The organism is Arenibacter sp. F26102 (assembly GCF_023015865.1).
Taxonomy (GTDB): Bacteria; Bacteroidota; Bacteroidia; order Flavobacteriales; family Flavobacteriaceae; genus Arenibacter.
The window spans coordinates 16,913-40,738 of record NZ_JALKBC010000023.1 but is presented as its reverse complement, the minus strand read 5'-3'; the positions used below and the strand labels follow the sequence as shown (position 1 = coordinate 40,738).

Annotated in this window: 16 protein-coding genes; 5 read left to right on the top strand and 11 right to left on the bottom strand. The window is 38.2% G+C overall.

What is annotated here, in order from left to right; all coding sequences use genetic code 11:
• The first annotated feature begins 478 nt into the window (after positions 1 to 478).
• From MWU78_RS20970 to MWU78_RS20955, 4 genes are all read left to right on the top strand, one after another.
• A complete protein-coding gene (locus tag MWU78_RS20970) occupies positions 479 to 2,359 on the top strand; it encodes a helix-turn-helix domain-containing protein (protein WP_247001521.1) in 1,881 nt (626 codons plus the stop codon).
• Between the two features lie 271 nt (positions 2,360 to 2,630).
• Positions 2,631 to 3,167, top strand: coding sequence for a hypothetical protein (locus tag MWU78_RS20965; RefSeq protein WP_247001518.1), 537 nt, complete (start codon positions 2,631 to 2,633; stop codon positions 3,165 to 3,167).
• 421 nt (positions 3,168 to 3,588) lie between these two features.
• Entirely contained in the window at positions 3,589 to 4,053 is a 465-nt protein-coding gene (locus tag MWU78_RS20960) for a (2Fe-2S)-binding protein (protein ID WP_247001515.1), read from the top strand.
• A gap of 31 nt (positions 4,054 to 4,084) precedes the next feature.
• Positions 4,085 to 6,283, top strand: a complete 2,199-nt coding sequence (locus tag MWU78_RS20955) for a molybdopterin cofactor-binding domain-containing protein (protein ID WP_247001513.1) — start codon at positions 4,085 to 4,087, stop codon at positions 6,281 to 6,283.
• 230 nt (positions 6,284 to 6,513) lie between these two features.
• Here MWU78_RS20955 and MWU78_RS20950 read toward each other — a convergent pair whose 3' ends face one another.
• The 10 genes from MWU78_RS20950 to MWU78_RS20905 form a co-directional block, all read right to left on the bottom strand.
• Entirely contained in the window at positions 6,514 to 7,974 is a 1,461-nt protein-coding gene (locus MWU78_RS20950) for a sulfatase-like hydrolase/transferase (protein ID WP_247001511.1), read from the bottom strand.
• Between the two features lie 21 nt (positions 7,975 to 7,995).
• A complete protein-coding gene (locus MWU78_RS20945) occupies positions 7,996 to 9,525 on the bottom strand; it encodes a sulfatase-like hydrolase/transferase (RefSeq protein WP_247001509.1) in 1,530 nt (509 codons plus the stop codon).
• A gap of 66 nt (positions 9,526 to 9,591) precedes the next feature.
• Positions 9,592 to 11,043, bottom strand: coding sequence for a sulfatase-like hydrolase/transferase (locus MWU78_RS20940; protein ID WP_247001507.1), 1,452 nt, complete (start codon positions 11,041 to 11,043; stop codon positions 9,592 to 9,594).
• Between the two features lie 67 nt (positions 11,044 to 11,110).
• Positions 11,111 to 12,925, bottom strand: a complete 1,815-nt coding sequence (locus tag MWU78_RS20935) for an arylsulfatase (protein ID WP_247001505.1) — start codon at positions 12,923 to 12,925, stop codon at positions 11,111 to 11,113.
• Between the two features lie 269 nt (positions 12,926 to 13,194).
• A complete protein-coding gene (locus tag MWU78_RS20930; RefSeq protein ID WP_247001503.1) occupies positions 13,195 to 13,596 on the bottom strand; it encodes a pyruvate kinase in 402 nt (133 codons plus the stop codon).
• A 195-nt stretch (positions 13,597 to 13,791) separates the two neighbouring features.
• Complete coding sequence (locus MWU78_RS20925; protein ID WP_247001501.1) at positions 13,792 to 14,535, bottom strand: 4'-phosphopantetheinyl transferase superfamily protein; 744 nt, start codon at positions 14,533 to 14,535, stop codon at positions 13,792 to 13,794.
• Positions 14,528 to 15,880, bottom strand: coding sequence for a phosphopantetheine-binding protein (locus tag MWU78_RS20920; protein WP_247001499.1), 1,353 nt, complete (start codon positions 15,878 to 15,880; stop codon positions 14,528 to 14,530). The genes MWU78_RS20925 and MWU78_RS20920 overlap by 8 nt, the downstream gene beginning before the upstream one ends.
• A complete protein-coding gene (locus MWU78_RS20915; protein ID WP_247001497.1) occupies positions 15,877 to 16,665 on the bottom strand; it encodes a class I SAM-dependent methyltransferase in 789 nt (262 codons plus the stop codon). The genes MWU78_RS20920 and MWU78_RS20915 overlap by 4 nt, the downstream gene beginning before the upstream one ends.
• Before the next feature lie 13 nt (positions 16,666 to 16,678).
• The gene (locus MWU78_RS20910; protein ID WP_247001494.1) at positions 16,679 to 19,597 is read right to left on the bottom strand and encodes an amino acid adenylation domain-containing protein; all 2,919 of its coding nucleotides are present in this window, start codon (positions 19,595 to 19,597) and stop codon (positions 16,679 to 16,681) included.
• Positions 19,598 to 19,623: 26 nt separating this feature from the next.
• Positions 19,624 to 20,883 (bottom strand): HupE/UreJ family protein, encoded by a 1,260-nt coding sequence (locus MWU78_RS20905; protein WP_247001492.1) that lies wholly within the window; start codon positions 20,881 to 20,883, stop codon positions 19,624 to 19,626.
• Between the two features lie 484 nt (positions 20,884 to 21,367).
• Here MWU78_RS20905 and MWU78_RS20900 point away from each other — a divergent pair, with 484 nt between their 5' ends.
• The gene (locus MWU78_RS20900; protein ID WP_247001490.1) at positions 21,368 to 22,441 is read left to right on the top strand and encodes a hypothetical protein; all 1,074 of its coding nucleotides are present in this window, start codon (positions 21,368 to 21,370) and stop codon (positions 22,439 to 22,441) included.
• On the opposite strand, the gene MWU78_RS20895 is transcribed toward MWU78_RS20900, so the two are convergent.
• Positions 22,438 to 23,112 carry a hypothetical protein gene (locus MWU78_RS20895; RefSeq protein ID WP_247001488.1) on the bottom strand — a complete coding sequence of 225 codons (675 nt, stop codon included), beginning with the start codon at positions 23,110 to 23,112 and terminating at the stop codon, positions 22,438 to 22,440. The two genes, MWU78_RS20900 and MWU78_RS20895, sit on opposite strands and share 4 nt — an antisense overlap.
• Between the last annotated feature and the right edge of the window lie 714 nt (positions 23,113 to 23,826).

The window sequence follows — 23,826 nt, the reverse complement described above, 5'->3', positions numbered from 1 at the left end:
GTTCACCCCATTCTTTTTGAATAAGCTAAAGTTATGGACATTTCTGGAAGTTATAAGTCTCCCCCAAACCCCCTCTTTTCAACATCATCATTATCCTTTTTGGCTTATATATCTAATTAAGCTAATCTAAAGGATTTGGGAATTTTGAATTACAGATGTTATACTACTTTTCATTCCTCGAAATTAAAAGTACATTATCTTTTAAATCCTACTTTAATTCTTTGGGAAGCACACACCTAATGGATTCCTCTTAGGAATTAGTTTAAAAAATCAATTGTTTTTTTGGCAACAGGACATTTTAATTGTCTTTCCAGTTTCCTGAAATTTGTCGTTCAAACCAATACTATCAAGTCCTCGCCAATAGATACTTGGAGATATTGCCTTAATATATATGGCATTGTAGGAACAAACTATTGAAATTAAATTTCGTAAATTTAAGGAAAGCTCCCCCCTCCCCTCTATAACTAAAATTTTAATTATGTCAACGCTTGGGGAGTTAAGTAGGGATGAAGTATTTCTTAAGGAACTAAAGCAGATTGTCCTTAAAAATATCACCAATGAACAATTTGGTGTAGTCCCCTTATCCCATGAAATAGGAATGAGCAGATCTCACCTATACAGAAAACTTCAATCGCTTACAGGTAAATCCATTAGTAATTTCATACGTGAAATCAGAATGGTTGAAGCCATGAAATTATTGAGAAAGGACGTGGGATCAGTTTCTGAAATTGCTTATCAAGTAGGGTTTAACACTCCATCGTATTTTCATAAATGTTTTCATGACTATTATGGTTATCCACCAGGCGAGGTTAAAAAAATGAACGATGAGGCCACGAAAAAAGTTTCTTCCATTTTGGTTCACTCGAAGAACAGTCTAATTAGCTTCATTTCTCAAAAAACTATGCTCATATGGTTTGTGGCCATTATGATTATTGGTTTAGTGATCGTAGAATATACAAGCAATTCGTCAAAAGCCGGTAATCAAATAAAGAGTATTGCCATATTACCGCTAAAACCGTTTTCAAAGGATAAAGATCAGTCCTATCTGGCTTCAGGTATGCATGATGCCATTATTGGTGAGCTAGGCAAAATAAGTGGCCTGCGCGTGATTTCAAAAACATCAACTCTGCCTTTCTCAGAAAATACTGAGAAAACATTACCTGATATTGCCAAGGAGTTGGGAGTTCAAGCAATTGTAGAAGGTTCAGTGTTTATTTCGGGGGATAGTATTCGCTTACAGGTTCAATTGATAGAGGTGTTTCCCAAAGAAAGACACCTATGGGCACAGGAATATTATGAACAAATTAGTGAGGTATTAAGTGTCCAGAGTCAACTTGTCCAGAATATTGCTTCTGAGGTGAATGTTAATCTTACCGCAGGCGAAAACGAAATGTTTACGAAAAAACGCCGCACGGATAAAGAAACATACAAGCATTATCTAAGGGGCATGTACTATCTAAATAAAGATACGGAAGAGGGCTTTGATAAAGGTATGGTCCATCTTAAAAAAGCAATTGAATCAGACCCCGCCGATCCAATCGCATATGCGGGCCTGGCATTGGGATATGCCATTTCAGGACATGGTCAAAATTCGAAGAAACATGTAATGATCAGAGCAAAGGCAGCTGCACAGCAAGCCCTGCTATTGGATGAAAATATAGCCAAAGCCCATACTGCTTTAGGTATGGTGCATCTCTACCATGAATGGGACTGGGAAAATGCCAAAAAAGAATTTGACATTGCATTAAAAATTAATCCCAATGAAGAGTTTGCACATGCACATTTGGCTTGGTTATACCTATTATCGGATGAAAATGAATCTGCAATTGAACAGGCAACCCTGGCCACTGAAATAAATCCGCTGTACCCTACTTATCAGTTGTGGCTTGGTTGGATGCATCAAATAATAGGTAACCATGAAAAAGCAATTAAGGAAATGGAAAAACTCCTGGAATTTGAACCTAATTTCAGCTTTGCCCATTTTATAATTGGCTGTGTTTATTATGACCAAGGAAGATATTTGGACGCACTTCATGAATACGAAAAAATAGGCTGGAAAAATGATTTGATCCTATCCTCCATAGGTGCCGCCAATGCACATCTCGGGAATGAGAAAAAGGCGTTGGAAATAATGAATGAAATGGACTCAATAAACCAAATGGAATTTGTAAACCCCACTTACGTAGCTCTCTTACAGCTTGCTTTGAACGGCAAAGACTCCGCTATGGCTTATTTAAACAAGGCATATCAGGACAGACTATATCCACTCCCATGGGTCAAATGTCTTGCTCCGTTTAATTCTATGAAGAAGGACTCTTCCTTTAATGACCTTTTTCAAAAAATGAACCTTGCCCTATAATTTTAGATTCCGTTCCTCCTTTTTCCATAAGCTACAATTACGGATAATATGGGTATCCAAATCAACTGACATAGAATTGTTTTTTATCGATAATCATGGCAGGCAACATTTCTTAACCAAAATTTGCATTATTTGGCAACATAATTGTCTAAAACGGGAAAGCATAATTACTAATTTTAAGAGTGCTTTACAGAAACGCAATTTGTTATTGACCGGTCTTCCAAAGAAATTCATTCTGATAAAGTTTTATTAACTATTAAAGACTTATATCATGAAAACATTTAATATTTATTTTATTGTAGCATCCATGACTTTATTCCTTTGGTCTTGTGAAAAGTATGTAAAAGTAAGAGGTCCTATCCCTTTCCAATTTGAATTTACCACTTATGGAGGCCCTATAGAGGGGGATATGAGTTGTGGTGAACCCCCAATATTTATGATTAGGCAAGAAGGAGCAGGGAAAAAGAACTTAATTTTAGGTGAATTCACCTTTGTAGGACAGTTTTGTAATAATCTGGATACAGGAGAATACGGATTGCATGATTATTTCGCCGAAGAAGGGCTCTCTGCCGCTTTTGGATACTTCATGGCTGAAAATGGAGACCGCTTGAATATCAGTCCCGTAAAAGGACAGATACTACCCTCCACCAAGGAAGGTTATGATTTAATGTTTCAAGACCCATTTATGTTTGAGGGAGGTACAGGTCGCTTTGAAGGTGCTACCGGCTCAGGAATGACGGATAGTTATGTTGACCTACAAGAAGGAAGAACAGATCATGTCTGGACGGGCACTCTTATCTTAAGATAATTTTTCCTGTTTATAAAGTTATTTCCAATCCGGAATCATCAATTCTTAATGCAGCCAATGTGGATTCATACCAGTTTTATTATGCGAATTATATTAAATGAGCCGATTGAATGTTATAATTGGCTCATGCAATATAATCCCTCACTCTAAAAAGGAACATTAAATATTGGAAGCGAAATTTAAGGAATTAGGTGCCAGTACAATTTCACTTTTTTTTGCCCATTGCCAATTTCCCTGGAATTTCAGCACCCTGGCGAACCTCAATTTTACCAAACCACATTAAATAGTAGATTTTCATTTTACCGCATAAAGGATACACTAACAATCTATGGGTACATTCTTAATAAAAAATATAGTATACGTTTAAAATGCATCCAATAATTTCGTAAATTCATCATAATTACACTCTTATATTAAAATCATGGCAAACTTCAATCTAAAAATCAACGGAAAAACGCAGCAATTGGAAGTAGACCCCACTACCCCCATACTTTGGGTCTTAAGGGACCATCTGAAATTGGTAGGCACAAAATACGGTTGTGGCATTTCACAATGCGGTGCCTGTACTATACACCTAGGCGATAATGCCGTGCGTTCCTGCCAATTACCTGTTTCGTCTGTGGGTAACCAGGAGATTACGACCATCGAAGGACTATCTGAACACGGAGACCATCCCGTGCAACAAGCATGGCTGGAGGAAGATGTGTATCAGTGTGGATATTGTCAGGCAGGCCAGATCATGAACGCAAGTGCATTTCTAAAAAAGAATCCGAACCCGACCGATGAAGAAATCGAAGGAGCTATGAACGGCAATATTTGTCGCTGTGGTACATACATACGAATCAAGAAGGCCATCAAAACGGCTGCAAATTCCAAAACCGTATAAAAATTGATAGGTACATCAAAAAAGAAACATCATGACAAAGATAGTTACACATTATAATCGTCGTTCATTTATAAAGGTTTCTGCCGCTGCAGGTGGTGGTATGCTAATTGGGTTTAGCTGGCTAAACGGATGCAAGTCAAATACTACTGAACCAGAAGTGGGAGTAGCAGTACCAAAAGAATGGTTCGAAATCAACGGCTATATCAAAATTGGGGATACGGGTATGGTTACCATTTATTCTCCCAATCCGGAAATTGGACAAAACGTTCGTACCTCAATGCCCATGATTGTGGCAGAAGAGCTGGATGTACCTTGGGAAAATGTTGTAGTGGAGCAGGCTCCTCTAAACACGGGTTGGTACCAAAACCAATTCGCAGGTGGAAGTCTATCCATTCGTTTAAGTTGGAATGCATTGCGTATGGCCGGTGCTACAGGCAGAAGAATGCTTATGGAAGCAGCCGCTAAGGAATGGGAGTTAAAGGTGTCGGATCTGACCGCCAGTGAAGGAGTCATCAAAGAAATTAATGGAGAACGAACAGTTACCTACGGTGAGATAGCCTCCAAAGCAGTTGGAATCGAAGTCCCTAAAGAAGTTGAACTAAAAGGTATTAAGGATTTCAAATTGATAGGCACCAGTATCAAGAATGTAGACGGTAAAAAAATAGTTACCGGCGAACCTTTGTTTGGACTCGATTTCCATAGGGATGGTATGCAACTGGCCATGATCCAACACCCTCCGGCCTTTGGTATGACAGTCAAAGACTTTAACGAAGCGGAGATAAAAAGTATGCCCGGGGTAAAGGATGCCTTTATTGTTGATACTACTGTTGAAGAACCCGGTGGGTTCGATGAAAAAGGTTTTAAACAATTAATTGCCATCGTTGGCGAATCTACTTGGCAATTAATGCAAGCCAAAAAAGCACTAAAAGCTAACTGGGAAACAACTGGGGAGTTGGAAAGTTCCGATATGCATGTGAAAAGACTTGAAAAAGCGTTGGTGTCCGGGGAGGTACTAGAGAGTAGAAGGGATGGTAATCCCGAGGCCGCCTTTAAAAAAGCAGCCAAAATCATAGAAAGAACATATAGTGCCCCTTTCATAGCTCATAATACGTTGGAACCCATGAACTTCTTTGCCAATGTCACGGAGGATTCGGCAGAACTTATTGGTCCAACACAAACTCCGGAAGCCCTGGAAGGTTCGGTAGCCAAATTATTGAACCTGCCGTTGGAAAATGTTACCGTAAATATGACCAGAATAGGCGGTGGTTTTGGTAGAAGGCTCTATGTACATTTTGGTGTTGAAGCAGCTGCCATTTCAAAAAAAATCGGGGGGCCAGTCAAACTTATCTATTCCCGAGAGGATGATATGACCCAAGGAACCTATCGCCCAACCTATCGTTCTGTCTATAAAGCGGGACTCGATGAGAACAATAATCTTATCGCTTTCACTGTAAAAGGTGCCGGGTTACCCGAAGGTCCTGTATTTCCAAACCGTTTCCCGGCAGGGGCTGTTGAAAATTATTCGGCCGAAAAAATTAAGGCGCCAACTAATGTAACTACGGGCGCATGGCGGGCACCAAGATCTAATTTCACAGCAGGTGCGGAGCAAGCCTTTCTGGATGAAGTTGCCGAAGCAGCAGGCAAAGACCCGATTGATTTCCGCTTGGAATTATTTGATCGCGCCATAAAAGACCCTGTAGGGGAGAAACATGAATACGAACCAGAACGGTATGCAGGTGTTTTAAAACTGGTTAAGGAAAAAGCCAATTGGGGAGCTCCAAAACCAAATGTTCATCGTGGAGTGGCTGCCTATTTTTGTCATTCCACCTATGTTGCGGAAGTATTCGACATGATCATGAAAAATGGTCAGCCGATAGTTGAAAAGGTATGGTGTGCCGTTGATTGCGGTATTGTGGTGAACAGGGATGCCGCAAAGAATATGATTCAAGGTGGTGTTATCGATGGTATTGGTCATTCCATGTATAGCCAGCTGACCTTTGAAAATGGGGCGCCCAAACAGATGAATTTTGACAAATATCAGTTGATCCGACATTCACAGGCACCAAAGGAGATTGAGGTTTTCTTTGTTGAAAATGAAATTGATCCAACCGGATTGGGAGAACCAGGTCTGCCTCCTGCTATTGGAGCCTTGGCCAATGCCCTATACAAAGCAACCGGACAACGGCATTATCATCAGCCTTTTGTGACCGAAAAACAGGTTGTGGGATAAGGAGATTTGTACCAAGTGAGTCCCTATTGTTTAAATGTCCCAGTGACGTCAGAAGCATAAAAGTTAAGTAATAATTCGCTTGACAATAATTCAATATTTGTTTCCCAATACAATTATGTTCTACAATCGGGAAGCCTACATACGCAATGAATTGAAGCAAGAAATATTAAAAAAACCCCGATGGCCTAGCATCGGGTTTTTTTTAATCGATTTAGAAAAGGGCCAATAAATTATTCAATTTTCCATTCCTGACTTTTTGCCGATATCTCAACATCCCACGATTGGGGTGGATTTGGTACGTATTTCGGGTCGTTGTCCTTTTGTGGGAACGAATTAACAACCGTTAAGAGCTTATCAAAATTCGTTTTTTCTTTCGAAGAATTTAGACTATCCAAAATATTATGCCGTTCGTATGGATCGTTCTTTAGGTCGAAGAATTTTTCAGGTTTTTTATTCGACCCGATATATAATTTATATTCTTCGTTTCTTATCACCCTGTCCCTGAAAATATATTGATTTTCCAAGCCATTTTCCGTTAAACGGGCCTTGTTACCACCACCCATTCCTAGAATCCATTCCCTTTCCGATTTATCCGAATTATTGTACAGGACGTTTTTAAAGGATTTCCCATCTATAAAATGATCGGCGTTGGCAGTAGTCCACTCACTTTTGTCAGCAACCCCGGCTATATCCAAGAAGGTGGGCAAAATATCCGTAAAATCGATCAGTGCATTGGATTCTTGATTGGATTTTATATGCCCTGGCCAACTAACTATAAAAGGCGCAGCAATTCCAGGTTCGGTGGTACTGGCTTTGCCACCAACTATACTTTGGCCCCTATAAGATCCAGTAATGGATCTAGTTGTACCATTATCGGTAGTAAAAACTACGATGGTATTGTCCAACAATCCATTTTGTTTCAATGCCTCCAATAACTCCCCAACAATCTTATCGGTATAACGTACCATAGCCTTATGTTTCCCCATATTGTCTTTCGCGGATTCATCGGGCGTATTTACAAATGGAGTATGTGTCAATACCATTGGATAGTAAACAAAAAATGGAACCTCTTTTTTATCCGCTGTAAAATCTATTATAAAGTCACGAAATACGTCTGGCCCAAAACTATCTGGATAGGTCTTGCTCCCTGCCTTGGTATAAATATACGGATTGTGATATCTCTCGGCACTAGCTTGAATACCGCTCTCATAACCAGTCCACATACAAAATTCATCGAATCCAGTTTTGGTAAGGGCATCTGGTTCGACCCTGAAATCATCAATTTGCCATTTCCCTGCAATACAGGTGGCATAACCAGCTCTTTGAAGCTCTTTGACCAATGAAGGATTCACAGTTTCATCAAAATGGGCTCCACCACCCCATCTAGGAACATCCCAATGATTGACCCATCCGTTCCTAAAAGGATACTGCCCCGTTAGAAGGGCAATCCTTGTAGGGGTACATTGCGGCATGGAATACACATTGTTAAACTGTATGCCAGATTTGGCCAGTGCGTCTATATTTGGAGTAATGATATCCTCGGCACCATAGCTACTGATCCATTCCTTTCCCAAATCATCGACTAGAATAAACAATATATTTGGCGAACGTTCTCCTCCTACTTTAGTATTGACTGCGCTACCGCAACTAAGTATTAGCAGGGCTATAAATGACAAACAAACTTTGAACATGATATTTAATTAAGGTATTTTTTATATTTTCTTATAGAAATCCTGTAGATCTAGTTTATCGTCCATGGTTTTTTGTAGTGCCAAAAGGTCGGTAAAAAGTGTTTTTACCTTTTCCTTATATTCTGGGTTATCGGCCAGGTCGTTCATTTCATTGGGATCTTTTTCCAAATCGAACAAAAGCACCTTTTCTATTTTTGGATACACCAAAAGTTTAAATCCGTCTTTGCGTATCATACGCTGAACATCGATATAGGCCCCATAAATGCCATTATAATGACTTTCCTGGGTTTCTCCTTTAATGATATCCATAAAACTATTGAACTGAACATAATCCGGCTTTTCTATGTTTGCCAACTCAAGGCTGGTTGCCATAATATCCTGCAAATACACATCTTGGGACAAACGTTTGCCCTTGGGAATACCTGGCCCCATAACCATCATTGGAATACGAATGCTGTGGTCGAACATACTTTGTTTTCCTATCAGTCCGTGGTGGCCAACGGAAAGTCCGTGGTCTGCTCCGAAAAAGATATAAGTATTGTCCATTTTGCCGGTGGCCTCCAATGAGTCCAATATTATACCGATCTGTTCGTCCATATGACTTAAAAGGGCATAATATTCCTGACGGTGTACCTTAACGGCATATTCCGTCCTGGGAAAAGGAGCCAATGCTTCGTCTCTAAGACCAGGGGGATTTCCCATATCATCCTTCCAAGGATATTCGGGCAAGAAATTTTCGGGCACCTTGATATTTTCCAATGGATACATATCCAAAAACCTTTGAGGCGCCTGTCTTGGATCGTGCGTGGCGTTAAAAGCCAAGTACATAAAGAAAGGATCGTCTTTTTGCTTAGCAGTTTCTATAAAAGAAAGTGCATCGTCACGTACCACTTCACTCCAATGTTTTCCACCTTCCCAAAAGCCACCTTGCAAAGTGTCCGTGGGCGACCACTCGGTATCATCCGGACCTGTTGGTCGGCCATAGCCAAGCGGCATATAGTCGTTCCAATCCTTCATGTCCCCGGATTCCTCTTTCCACTTCTTTATGGATGCTCCCAATTTATTGGCATGATCTTTTGGCATACCAGGACGTATATGTCTGGCATCGTTAAATATAGTACCTGCAGGTGCCTGTACATGCCATTTTCCTGTCATATAAGTATCGTAACCTTGCTTTTGCATCAAGCGGCTCCAAGTCTCGTTCAGTGCCGTAGAGTCTCCCTTGGACCACAATTCACTTTTATCCCGGGCATTCCAAATATAGGAACCGGAAATGATCATTGCGCGTGATGCCACGCATATGGCACCGTTCCAACCTCCCATATTGTAGGCATGGGTAAAGGAAGTACCTTCATTAACCAATCGATCTAAATTAGGAGTATGGACTTCATCAAAACCCATGGCCCTGATACTTTCAAAGGTCTGGTCATCGGCGAATAGAAAAACGATATTGGGTTTGTCACCAGCCTCGGCGACCTTTTCAGATCCGGATGGCTTACAGGATCCAAGAAGAAAAATACTAAGTAGGGGTAGGCAATAAAGTAATCTCATATAGGTTATTTTTGGTATGTAGAATTAAATCTCAGTTTTTCTTTAATGGTGAAGTCGCTAAAATAATCAATAATCCTTGCCCGAAGCACTCATCTCCTGTGAATCCTTCCATTGATTCCAGTAAGCGACCATTTCGTTCAACTTTGTGGGTTGCTCATTTGCCAGATTATTATTTTCGCCCATATCATTCCGGATATTATAAAGAGCAAAACGCTTTCCACTATCATCGCTATAAATCTTGTACTCGTTATCTATCAGGGCTGCCTGTCCTTGAAAATCAAAGGCCATCGGTTCCGTTCTTCGCTTAACTTCACCTTTTACTATAGGCAACATATCCACCCCATCGTAGAGCCTTTTATTTTTCTTAATGTCTACAGCCAGGATATTTGCAATGGTCGGAAAATAATCCGAAGTAAAACAAGGAGTTACCACCTTTGTACCAGGTTTAATCTTCCCTGGCCACTCCATAATTCCAGGTACACGGATTCCGCCCTCATGCAAACTTCTTTTTCTCCCTTTGAGCCCTTTTGTAAGACCTTGAGTGCGTCGTCCGGTTACGGGTTTTCCCTCGGGACCATTGTCACTGGTATAGAAGAGCACAGTACTTTCTGCTACGCCCAGCTCCTTTAGTTTATCCCGCAAGCGCCCCACTTGCTTATCCAAAGCAGTCAACACCCCATAATAATGTTGCTGATCTTCGGGAAGGTCTGCGTAGGGAGCTCTGTCATCCTCCCCTGCCAAAACCGGCAAATGGGGCGTATGAAACCAAATAATACTTAAAAATGGTTTGTCATTTTTTACGGCATTTTCTATAAATGGGATGGCCCTATCCATAATCACCCTGGAATCGTCCCCTTCCAAATTTTCTTTGGCAATTTGGCCCGGACCTGTCCAGTACGAGGTATTGAAAGGTTCCCCTTCTTTTAAAGCCCCATTGACATCTCCAGAGGATTGTGGAGGGGTGATCATGGGATCCCAAGTAGGCACCTTGGATTCCGTCACAAAACTAACATCGAAACCATGTTCCCAGGGTGGGGCATAATCCCCGTCGTATTTTTCCCTTCCTCCCCTATTGGCTTCCACAATATCACGAGTCAGGGTTCCCAGATGCCATTTACCAAAATGCCCTGTAGTATAGCCCAAATCTTTGACCATTTCCCCCAAAGTAATTTCCTCTGGCTTTATATGGCCGCAGTTGGCATGGCAAATTCCATAGCGAAGGGGATGCCTACCCGTCATTACGCTTCCACGTGTTGGGGAACATACAGCAGACGCCGAATAGAAACGTTCAAAAACAGCACCATTGGCCGCCATGGCATCCAAATTAGGAGTCTTTAGATGAGGATGTACGTTATATCCGGTATCACCCCAGCCTTGGTCATCGGCCATCAATAAGATAATATTGGGACGTTCTTTTTGGGCTGTACCAGATGCCGCTTTTTTTGGAGTTCCCTGGCAGCCCAACAATAAAACTGCTACTAGAAACCAATTGAAAATCAACGCAATATTTTTAATCATGTTCAAAACCAATTCACTAATTTTTGCTAAGCCATTGAAAATATATGATGTAAGGCAAGTTATTATTTTAAAGTTTCTCAATATAGACATAGTAAGCCGGGTGCACCCTGTCATCCTTATCTATGAGCTGTGCTTCCATATCATATTTTCCTGCCGAAATTTTGGCGGTAAAGGACACTTCCTTTTGTCCATTTTCAATTTTGGCGGTCTGGTTCACGTCCGCAACATATAAGTATGCTTTTTCAAAATCATTTTTTACACTTGCAGGCATTGTCCTGTCCAGCTCCACAATTTTTTCCTGTGCTGGAAAGGTTTGATTTATGGCCAGCCCACTTTCTCTTGGAAATCGGTATAGGCTGATTTTATATTCACCATCTTCAATAAAGTCTATTTTCCATCTTCCCGTAGCCTGGGTAGCACTAACAGCTCCATATTGATGCCACATATGTCCAAATTTACCTGTTAACATATCATGGGCGGAAATACGGCTTGGGTTTTCCTGAGGCGAACCGACCTTTATATAAGCATATCGTTCGTTGACACCTTCATCCATAAATGACTGCCACCATTTTTCATAACCTTCGGCTAGTTTTTCAACCACCTCTGGGTGTTGTGCAATAACATTTTTAGTCTGACTACGATCACTGTTCATGTTATAAAGTTCAGTCCCGTTTACAAACCGCCAATTGTCATCCATAACCGAGTACTTCCTATATTTTACCAAATTTTGAAGCCTCTGGGTATCTATGTAGAGCACCCGATTTGGCCAATCTTCAGCCTGGTCATAAAGCAATGGTTTTAGGCTTTTACCATCCAAGGGTTTTACAGGATTAAAATCTAGCCCCAAGAGATCCACAAAGGTTGGCAGCAAATCATAAGCCGCGGCTAACTTATTAATGTCTTTTCCTCCAGTAAGTTGTCCGTCCGGCCAGCGGATAAACAGGGGAACCCTATGTCCACCTTCATACTCACTTCCTTTCTGCCCCCTCAATCCTGCATCAAAAACCTTATTTCCTCCAGCGGTACCATTATCTGTCATGAAGATCAAGATAGTATTGTCCGCTATCTTTAATTCATCCAATTTCCTTTCTAATAATTTAAAATTATCATCAATATTGGTGATCATCCCATAAAAACGTTGTTGTGATTCCTCCAGACCTTTAACACCTTTATACATATCCAAATATTCCTTGGGAAGGTTCAAAGGACCATGGGGTGCATTGGTGGCGATATAACAGAAAAAAGGGTCGTTCTTATTTTCCTCTATAAAGTCCATGGCTTCTGAAAAGAAGACGTCTGTACAGTAACCCTTGTATTTCTGAGTTTGACTATTATGCCAATACGTATCATCAAAATAATCGTTACCCCAATAATCCGGGCCCTGAGTGATTCCTCCCCCTCCATGCCGGACTACCTCATGAAATCCTCTATCTTCAGGTCGGTATGGATAATTATCTCCCAAATGCCATTTACCGAACATCCCGTTGGTATAGCCATTTTGAGCCAAAATCTGGGGTAAAATAACCTCATCTTCAAAAAGCAAGGACCTACCTGTTATAGTGTGGAATACATTTATCCTATTCGTGTGTCTCCCAGTCATAATAGCGCCACGGGTAGGAGCACATGTGGTGGAAACATGAAAATTATTAAGTCGGACCGACTCTTTATAAAAAGCATCGATGTTGGGCGTTTTTATATAAGGGTTTCCATAGCATCCCAAATCCCCCATCCCTTGGTCGTCGGTAATTACAATGATGACGTTGGGTTTTTTCTTTACAGTACTTTGGGCAGTTGAAATTATTGGCAGGATCAATGCAGCCAAAACAAGAATCTGGAAATGTCTTGCCAAAAAAACGAATGGACGTAAGTTATCTTCAATCATAGTTAAACCTATTTTATTTTTGAACAATTTAGATATCATTTCTTTGGTTTATAATAAAAATATTGGACTGCCTATGAATTAATATCTGGGGTTTTGCACAGATTTTCATTGTTACGCAATTCATCGGTTAGAGTATGGAACAACAATTCCTTATTGTTCCTCTTTTATCCAAGAATTAACCAAAAAAGCTAAAATAAGAATTCTTTTCACATAATCGAGTTACTTACATTATCACAATGTAATACTATAGCAGTATTGGATAAACCCTTTTACTTTTTAAATAGTTCTATGGTCTGATCCAAGCTTTTATCGGCCCCTTTCAAAATACCTTTTTCCTTGAACAATTTGTAGATTATTTTTTTTTCTGGCACGCTAAAAGTACGATCTTTAAACCAATCATTAATAACGATCTTCTCGCTCTCCTCTTGGGCCAGTTCCTCTATTTCACCGGAAACTATATGCCAATACACCCATCTGTTACTGGCCAGGGCAAAACCAATATCCCCATTGATAAGCGATCTTACAGGTTTGTTTCTCAATCTCTCCCCATTGTCCAAAACAGCCAAGGTTTTGGTAAGCCGAACCACCTCCGAAAAAGAATACCTAAAAAAATCGCCAAATCCGTTTTGACTTACATTATATAATTTGTCCCCTACTTTTAATTCTTCCATCTAAAAAAAGGAAACAAAAATAAAGCTCCATTAAGGTAATTTAAGCCCTATCTCCCAGAACTTATAAACATAACCGAATAATAGTGAAGTTGAAAATGGATATTTAATAGATTTGCACATAACCCTGCGGACCTATAATTAATATTCAGGATAGCGATTTTTAGTTATGTTAAGGGGTAAGACAATAAGTTTTGGTCAATTTTGAAATAAGTATTTATTCAAATCGATATATTCTATAGAATTCATTTTTCCACGAACAGCTATAGCACTTATGTATTCGGATGTTGGTCTATAGGAATATAAGGACCATGCTTTATTTTCTTTATGGCTCCAATTGGTCTCGATCAATTCAGCTTTACTATCGGAATCCAAGGACACAGAAAACGAAGTTAAAGGAAAACTAAGTCCACTTCCCTCGGCTTTTATGAAAGCCTCCTTACGGGTCCAACATCGATAAAAAGCGATTTTTTGGTCATTTTTCGGAATGTTTTGAAGTTGGTTTATTTCCTGATCGGAGAAAAAATTATTAGCAATGGACAAACAATCAAAGTTGTATTTGATCTGCTCTATATCCACACCAATTTGATTCTCTTTAACAAAGGCTAGTATAACCATATTTCCAGAATGGGATAAATTAAATTCTAGATGATCACAATTGTAGAATGAAGGCTTTCCATACTCATTATATTTAAATTTTATCATATTGGGATCCATATCCAAATAGCGCCCAGATAAAATTCTTAAAATAGCCCTAGAGTAAATAAAGCGAATCCTGTCCTCGGAGAATTTAAACCAATTTACCCTATTTAATTCTTCCTTGGAAAGTATTTTTAAAAAAGCTTCAATTTTGTGGGAGATGTCTTGGAAATGGGCAAAATATACTCGCACTGTTGTAAGTGGTAATTCTATATCAAAATTTTTGGAGATAACATTACTCATTAGCTTTTTCAAATTGTTGCATGCAAGTATCCAAAACTGATGATGTGTTTTTCACTTTTGGTTCTGAAAATAAAGCCTCATGTTTTCCTTCCACATGATAGATGCTAATTGATGTGTTGGTGACTTTATTCCAAGAATTAATAATATCAGTATTTAAAAGCCCCCCTAGCTTGGGAGAAAGCAATAAGGAAACATGCCCTATATAGCGCTTCCATTGATACTTTTTATATATTTTTAAATAATTAATTCTAAGACTTTCTACTTTATTTTCTGCCTGCTTACCCTTATATATAATAAGTTTCGGGTTAAAATGTTTTTTTATTCTTTTTTTAGTCAAGCTTAATAAGGTTTTTATTGGATTATTACGCAAAACCTTCAATAACCTTAGAATACGTATTTTGGTCATGGACAAGGCGAATAGGTGGTAATAGTCGGCAATAGTATCCACTACCATGAAATTAACGGTTTCATTCTGTTCCTTTATCATCTTTGCGATTTCCAATCCTACCGCTGTACTAAAGCAGTAGGCCATAATATGGTATGGTCCTTTGGGTTGATTCCTTTTAATTTCCAATAGGAAATCGATAGCCATTTCCTCAACGCTGTTATGAAATTTAAGCCCAGTATCAATTGGGGAGGCTTGTAATGCATAAATAGGTCTTTGAGACTCTATGTGTTGCGCCAATTTGTTATAGGAGAATAGGTGTATTCCACCCGCATGAAGACAATATAAAGGTGGTTTAGTACCAGTGGATTTTATTTCCACCAAATGAGTGTACTTATCCCCAGGTGTAATTTCTTGCAATATACTGTCCGACAAGTCTGCAATTGTCTGGTGCTTAAATAATTGATTAGGAGTTATGGAAATTCCTTGTTCTCGGCTCTTAGCAATAATTTGTATGCTTAATATAGAATCTCCTCCGATTTCAAAAAAATTATCCAACGTACTAATAGGTGAGAAATTCAAGACCTCTTCCCAAATACAAACCAATTGTTCTTCTAAACTATTCTTTGGTTTGGTCAAATAGTTTTCTGTATAGTCATCAACTTCAGTACAACTCTTTATTTCATCCAAATTTACCTTGCCATTTGGCAATTTCGGAATTTCTTCAATTTGAATAAATTTCACTGGAATCATATATTCGGGCATCCGTTTTCTAATTTCCTTTTGAAATTCCTCCAAATCGAAATTCGGCTTGGGAATTATATAACCAACCAACCTCTTGACTGCCTCTTCCTTTTCTACCTCCTGATGCTGTTCTAAATATTGGGATAGCTTTAAATGAACCAATGTAAGCTCATCAGAAGTTAGATCCAAGATTCGGTTTTTTAATATATCGTTCATGGATTAGTAGCTTTTATTATCGCAATAGTATTCGCCCACCAAGTATCCTTTACATTTTCAGGCATCGTTAAGTTGACTATTTTAACAGTAAACGAATCGAAATACTTCAAAAGTAGCCGTTGATGCTCCCTACTTAAAGAATCAACTTCATTGGAAAAATAAGTAAAAGAACCGCCAGGTTTTAAATGTTTTTTAGCGTATTCAAAAAAATGCTCAGCGAAGGTGATGCTACCATTTACATAGCGCATGTACTCATCTTCATTTAAGGGGTACGTATGAAAAAAAATCCCGTCGAACAAGCCTAGGTCATCTATGGTGTCTTGCCATAGTCCATGTACGCAAACTATCTTTTTTGACCCATGATTCCTTTTCCAGTTATGGAAATGTTCTATAACCGTATCATTGCATTCAATAATAGTATGACTTTTTATAGGATAACCTTGAATCATTTCGGATGCTATTCCACGCCCAAATCCAATTTCAAGAATATCACCGCCCTTACTTGCAATGGCATCTGTCATTTTTTTCATTACTGGAATCTGCCAATCCTCCATTATTTCTTGAGCCTCCAATGCCTTTTGGGTTCTATCATCGAAAGAATTTACCGTTGCTCCTGGTACAAACGTTTTAACTTGTTCATGGAGCGATTCTAGATCAGAAGTAAATTCTTTCATAGCTCTATTAACTACAGCGTTCCTTTGGGCCTCACGTGGAGGTTGGATAAAGTTGACATCTGTAATATTGAGAACTAATTCAAAACTGTTGGTTCTTTTGATGCGTTTCATTTTTCTTTGATGGTTATTCTTGCATTTTTACTAATAGGTGTTTTAGATCCTCTTTGCGTAAAGAAGTAACCGACATTATAATGTCGTTAATTTCAGCATCGCTAAAATATTTGCTCATTAATAAAATTAATTTTTCCGCAGAAGTTGTTGCTAAACCATTATTATGTAACTCCTCCTCAGTGGCTTCTATATCCACTAGCACCTCATGTACCATTCCAGTGCTACGCAACAAATTTTCAATTTCATGAAGCTCTACTCTGTGACCGCGTATTTTAACCTGATGATCTTTTCTACCTATAAACTCTAAATTTCCATCAAATCTATATCGTCCTATATCCCCGGTTTTATATAATTTATAGTCTGTATTCTTTTGAAAAGGGTCGACAATAAATACCTGTTCGGACAATTCTTCACGATTTAAATACCCTGTAGCCACTCCAGGTCCGCCGATATATATTTCCCCTTGCGCTCCAAAAGGCACAAGGCTCAGATTATCATCCAATAAAAACATTTTAGAATTTGCAATTGGCTTTCCTATGGGGACTTTAACGTGCTCATCATTAGCCATAATTTTATAGGCACTACACCAAACCGTAGCTTCTGTTGGTCCGTATTCATTATGAAGCTCCACATTGGGCAACAGGGATAGATGTAGATTACAAACTGTTCTACCACACACCTCCCCCGCTACTATTACAGTTTTCAGGTCTGGGAATTTATAATCTCCCATATTCTCCAGCACTATTTTATAAAGACTTGGCAACATCAAAGTATGACTTATCTTATACTCCCTAAGTGCCCTGTTAAGTAAATTGATATCCTGCTCCAATCCCTTTCTGGTTAGCACTAATTGCCCTCCTGTACAGAGGGTCCAGAAGATTCCTACTTTTGAACTATCAAATGCTATGGAAGACACTAGTAGAAAGGAAGAAGGCACATTGCTGTAATACTTTGTTCTTGATAAGGTGGAGCTAATAATGTTTTTATGTGTTATGGGTACCCCTTTAGGAGTACCTGAACTACCTGAAGTATAAATTAAATAAGCGTAGTTGCTTCCCTTGGCCTCTGGCAAAGTAATTTTTTCGTCTTCAATGACGCCATACAAACTGCTGATCATCAATGCCTGTAATAATTCTTTATCAAAATTGGATAACAGCTTGTCATTAGTAAGAAGTACTTTTATTTTGGCATCCTCCAGCATATAATCTATACGTTCCTTTGGATATTCCGGGTCTAATGGCAGATAGGCACAACCCGCTTTCAAGATTCCAATCAATCCTATTATCATATCAATTGACCTATCCACACATAATCCAACAAACTGATTGTGTCCCTTAGTATACTTTTGAAGGTTTTTGGCCAATATGGTCGACATATGGTCCAATTGCCCATAGGAAATAGATTCGCTTTCATAAACAACGGCAATAGCACTGGGGTTTTCCGATGCCTGTTTTGTAATTAATTCATGAATTCCCTTAATATTATAATCCGTATCGGGCTCAACTTTCAAAAAAAGTTGTTTTTCCCTATCGGTCAATACAGAATATTCAGGGAGGGGTAGCGATATATCCTTTATAACACTTTCCAAAAGCAATTGGTACTGCTGCTGCATCCTTGCAATTGTGGACTCCCTAAATAAATCAGTTGCATACTCAAACGTAGTAGATACTTTGCCATTTTCTTCTGCAACATATAGCGTAAGATCAAACTTTGCAATTCCTAAATCTAGCACAGCATACTCCATCGTACACTCATTATCCAATGTGGGTGCTTGTGGCACTGCATGAAAAAGAAACATTACCTGAAAAAATGGGTTTAAACTTAAAGATCTGGTGGGTTTAAGTTTTTGCACCAAAAGGTCAAATGGCACATCCTTGTTTAAGAATGCTTCCATGGTATTTTGCTTAACCATATCCACTAATTCCCTAAAGGTCATTTTAGGGGACAAATTAGAGCGTAGAACAACTGTCTCATTAAAAAAACCAATAAGTTTTTCTACTGACCGCTCATTTCTATTGGAAATAGGTGAGCCTACTAAGATATCCTGTTGCCCAGTGTATTTAAATAACAATAGTTTAAATACCGAAAGCAGCAATACAAAGGGTGTGGTATTAAGATTTTTTGCCAAAGCTAAAATGGCGTTCGACAATTCCTCGCTTAAATCATCACTGAGTAAGCCTCCCTTAAAACTAGAACTCATTTTCCTTGGATAATCCAGCGGTAAATCTAAAATCGGAATTTCACCTTTTAACCTGTCTTGCCAAAACTTCAATTGATTTTCATCTATACTTTGATTGGATTCCCAATAGGCATAATCACTATATTGTAATTTCTTGACCACTTCAATAGATTTCCCAGCAATTAAATTTTGATAATGCATTGCCAATTCTTCCCTAAAAACGCCCATAGACCATTTGTCCGTTATGATATGATGCATATTGAGAATTAAAATATGCTCTACCTGCGAAAGTTTTATTAAGGTGCTGCTTACCAAGGGAAAAACGGATAGGTCAAAACTGGATTTTGTAACCGATTCAATGAGCCTTTCTTTGGACAGTTTCTTTTCTGTTCCTTCTAAATGACTTAAATCTACCAATGCTATTTTCACCTCGTCATCATGAACTTTTTGATAGGTCGTTCCATCCTTTACATAAAAGGTAGTTCTAAAAATAGAGTTATTAGAAAATACAGCCTGAATACTTTGAGAGAGATATAAGGTGTTCAAGCCCCCCCCCAATTCATATAGCTCGCAATAATTATAAAACGGATTTGAAGGATATAGCTGTTGTAAAATCCACAATCGCTGTTGCCCTCGTGATAAAGGAATATCGATATCCACTGGAGCCTTAGAAATATGGGGAACACGTATATCCTTACGAGGGTGCTCCTTCCATCTACTTAAAAGCGATTTCTTATCGATTTGGTTATCCACGTTATTCAATTTATATAAACATTCAACTAACTCATCAATCCCATTAAAACTAAAACCTTTCGTAAAGAGGATTTTAAAAAACCGTAAATTCCCAAATCAATTTCAAAGGACCGTTCTATACTCCAATTAAGTGATATTAAAATTAATAGGATGGACATTCCTACGAGTATCTTGGGATAAACTTTATTGTTTCTTAGAAAAAAGAGCAGGGGAAAAAACAACGCGATAATCGCAATTTGCCCCATTTCCACACCAATATTAAAACCAAGTAGCGACAGCGTTAGAAACTCGCTGGTTAGCCCCAAATCACCCAATACACTGGCAAACCCAAATCCATGAAAAAGACCAAATACAAATGCAATCAACCAATCGCTTCCCTTAAATATTGGTATTATATTATGTAATGCCGCCAAGCCAATTGAAAGTGCAATCATAGATTCTACAAACCTAGAAGGTAAATTAACTAGTTGAAGCGAAGCTAGACTAAGGGTTATCGTGTGCGCTATTGTAAAAAAAGTAATCACTTTAATAATATAAATGAAGGCCGGTCTAAAGCCCATAACGGGTTCCCACGAATACAATCCCAAGATTTCATTAAGGGTTCTTCCTCTGGTGTGAACTTCTGAGTTTTTTCGTCTTCGCACTACTGAAGGTAAAATTAAGGCGACCAAAAACAAGATATGATCTAAACCTATCCAAATATGCCATACCCCTTGTTTTATCATAGCAACAAAACCCTTCCAGGCAGAGACTTCCGTTAAGGACATGGTATCCATAGGGTCATTTGGAGAAAACTCCATGGAGATATTGGCCTCCTCGTTAATCACTCCTGCCTTCCAATTATACTCAGTGATCAAATACCCTTTATGAGTTGGGTCTTTGTCAAAAACGGCGCTAAAACTAACCTCTAAGGAAACAGGTAAAACGTCCAAGTTGTCCAGATAGAAATAAAGTTGAACATAATCTCCAAGTACACCTGGAAATATCTTTACGGAATCTTTCAGAATAACATTGTGATTTCCCCTTGGCGATTTAAAGGACGACCTAGAAAGCATATATGCCTTTAGATCCTCTAAATAGGGATTAAGTTCTGAAAGTTTAACCCCTTTTTTAAAATCCGTTCCATATATTTTATTGATATCATTGGTGTTTATTTCAAACCTTCCTTCAATTCCATCATTCTCGTAAATCCTTAGAAAAATGTAACTCTGATTTGGAATGTGTGAAAAAAGATAAAACGGGATACATAAAAATAATCCCAAAACATATCTAAATCTTTTACACATATGCTTAAAAGTTTTATAATGGTGAAACTAAATTGAGTGTAAATGTTTGGTCTAAAAAATCATATTGATGGGGTGAATAATGGTTCATTCCTTATTTTAGAATCTCTATAGCCCATAATTCCAGTAATAAATTTTAATACACCTCAATTATATCATTTATGGGCTTTTAGTTGATGCCTGTACAGCTATAAGTTGCACTTTGCCTATTTGCCAAGAATTATAATTAATTATTATTAATTTCATATAAATATAGTGTATATTATAGGTACAGATCTAAAAAAAGTTACTATTTTTATATATAATCTACAAAATAATTTTATAGCTATTACAAAGATTTGGATATAACTAAGTGATGGGAACTTATATGGAATTCTTAGATTTTCATAACATAAAAACTCATTTCAAAATTTTGTCAAATATTTACTAAATGGATTTGGCGACCTCAATTACATTTTTATCACTAGTTTAAATAACCACCCTAAAAATGTATAATAAAGAAAATAGTACATTGATACTTACTGGAAGTGACGTTTGTACCATTGTAGAAAAATTCGGATTGGACAACATCATGGATGTGTTGGTGCGCCGACTGCAATTGGCCATAGAAAGTTATGACCCAAAATGTATCGATATTCCGATTAGAAGCGGATTTAACTACAATACAACATATCCAGGGCTCATTGAGTGGATGCCCCTACATCAACAAGAAAAGGAAATAGTTATTAAGGTAGTAGGGTACCACCCTAAAAATCCGGAAAACTTTAAATTACCCTCCATACTTTCTTCAATTTCCAGTTATGACACGCGAACGGGCCATTTAAAAGGGGTTGCGGATGGGGTTCTTTTGACTGCTTTACGTACAGGTGCGGCATCGGCCGTTGCGAGCAGGAAAATGGCCATACCAGAAAGCACAACTTTGGGACTTATTGGCTGTGGAGCGCAATCAATTACCCAGTTACACGCACTTTCTAGGGTTTTCAATTTTAAAAAAGCCATGATTTATGATATTGATGATACGGCCATGGAATCTTTTAAACGTCGTATCAATATGTTGAACCTCAATTTAGAAGTAGCATCCTCAAGTATTTCAAACATTGTCCAAGAAGTTGATATATTATGTACAGAGACGGCCATAGAAGTTGGAAAAGGTCCTTTGTTTTCGTATCAGGAAAACCATAAAAAGCATTTACATATAAACGCAATTGGCTCCGACTTTCCCGGAAAAATTGAATTGCCCGTAGCTCTTTTGAATAAATCTTTTGTTTGTCCAGATTTTTTGGAGCAAGCCAAAATTGAAGGGGAATGCCAACAACTGAAACCTGAAGAAATTGGTCCAAGTCTAGTTCATTTAATTCAAAATAAAACCTCCTACGATTACGTGAAAACTGAATTATCGGTTTTCGATTCTACAGGTTGGGCTTTGGAGGATCAAGTTGTTTTGGAACTGTTCCTTGATTTGGCCAAAGAATTCAACATAGGATTAAATGTACATTTAGAGCATATTTCCTCGGATGTTAAAAATCCATATCACTTTTTATTGTCTTCTGTAGAAGTCTAATTATTTTTGTTCATAAGTATTGCCGACTTAAAAACCTCCCGTTCTCTTACAATTTCAAAGCCTCTAGATTTAGAATATAATGTAGTTACTTCAATAATTGAAACCTCAGTAATTTTCTGCTTATCTTTTATCGATATTTTCCGCGGATAGGTATATAATAAACTAGGAGCTTTGAAGTAGGACAAAATAGAGGCTCTATGAGGGGTATTGTTAAAATTAAAAATATACTGCTGTAAGAAGTCATTTAACTTTTCCCTTTTCAGAATATCTGTAAAATGCTTCCCATGAAACATCTCATATTCAAAAATTTCCTTTACAGGTCGCTCCGTGTTAAAAAAATGGCTGGTAGATTCGTCCGCGGCCCCCATGACAATTCTAAATAAAGGCTCTGAACTTAAATACTTAAAGTCTCCCAATGTAAATTGAAAATCATAAAGGGAAAAGAAACTTTTAGGCAATATTATGTTAGCTCCATCATCAATTTTAACCTTGAATCTATAGGTATAATTATAGGGTACATCGTGCCATGCCAGACCAACAGGACAACACCAATATTCTCCCAAACCTATAAAAATAATGGAGAGTATAAAATACGTTTTACCATACCATTGATACCCTTTAAATATCCGTTCGCGAAAAAGAAAAACCAAGAAGCATAGTAGTATGCACATCCACATCCAAAATAAAATACCACTAACCATAAATATTCCAAGATGCAAAAATATAGCTCCAAACAAAAGGGCTCGGGCCCATTTAATTTTATAAAAAAGAAATAGCATTCCACATTCTACAAGGATGGTAAACATCTTTAAAGGAATATTAAACCACCCGAATATTGTAACTAAGGAACTAATCTGGTCTGAATTGGCAACACTCAGCCAACCATTGCCATAAGAACTTGATAGTAAATATATAATTTGATCGTACCAAATCCATTCAAAATTTACTTTTCGGATACCGGAACTAAAGTAAAAGGCCGCCAAAAGACAACCCGTCAAGAAAATAAAATCTTTGAAAAAAAATATTCTACGCACCACGCTATAGCAAAAAAAAGCCAAAAATAAGAGTAGTATTCTGATGGGAAGAAATGGGGCCGCCAATGAATAAACGGGCAAAATTTCAAATTGCCCTATAATAAGTAGCAGCATGACAATGTATGGTAGTACAAATATTGGACGCCAGAATATGAGAATGGTAAAAAGTAATAGACTGCCACGATCTAAATAATGACCTTGGTTCATGTAATAATTAAAATCATAGGTTACATACTCCCAACTTAATATACAGGCAACAATCAGCAAAAGGAACTTAATGCGGTTTCCATTTTCAAGGCCATTCCATGATAGCAAGGTTTTTTTATAAAAGGCAAGGATCAATATAATGGC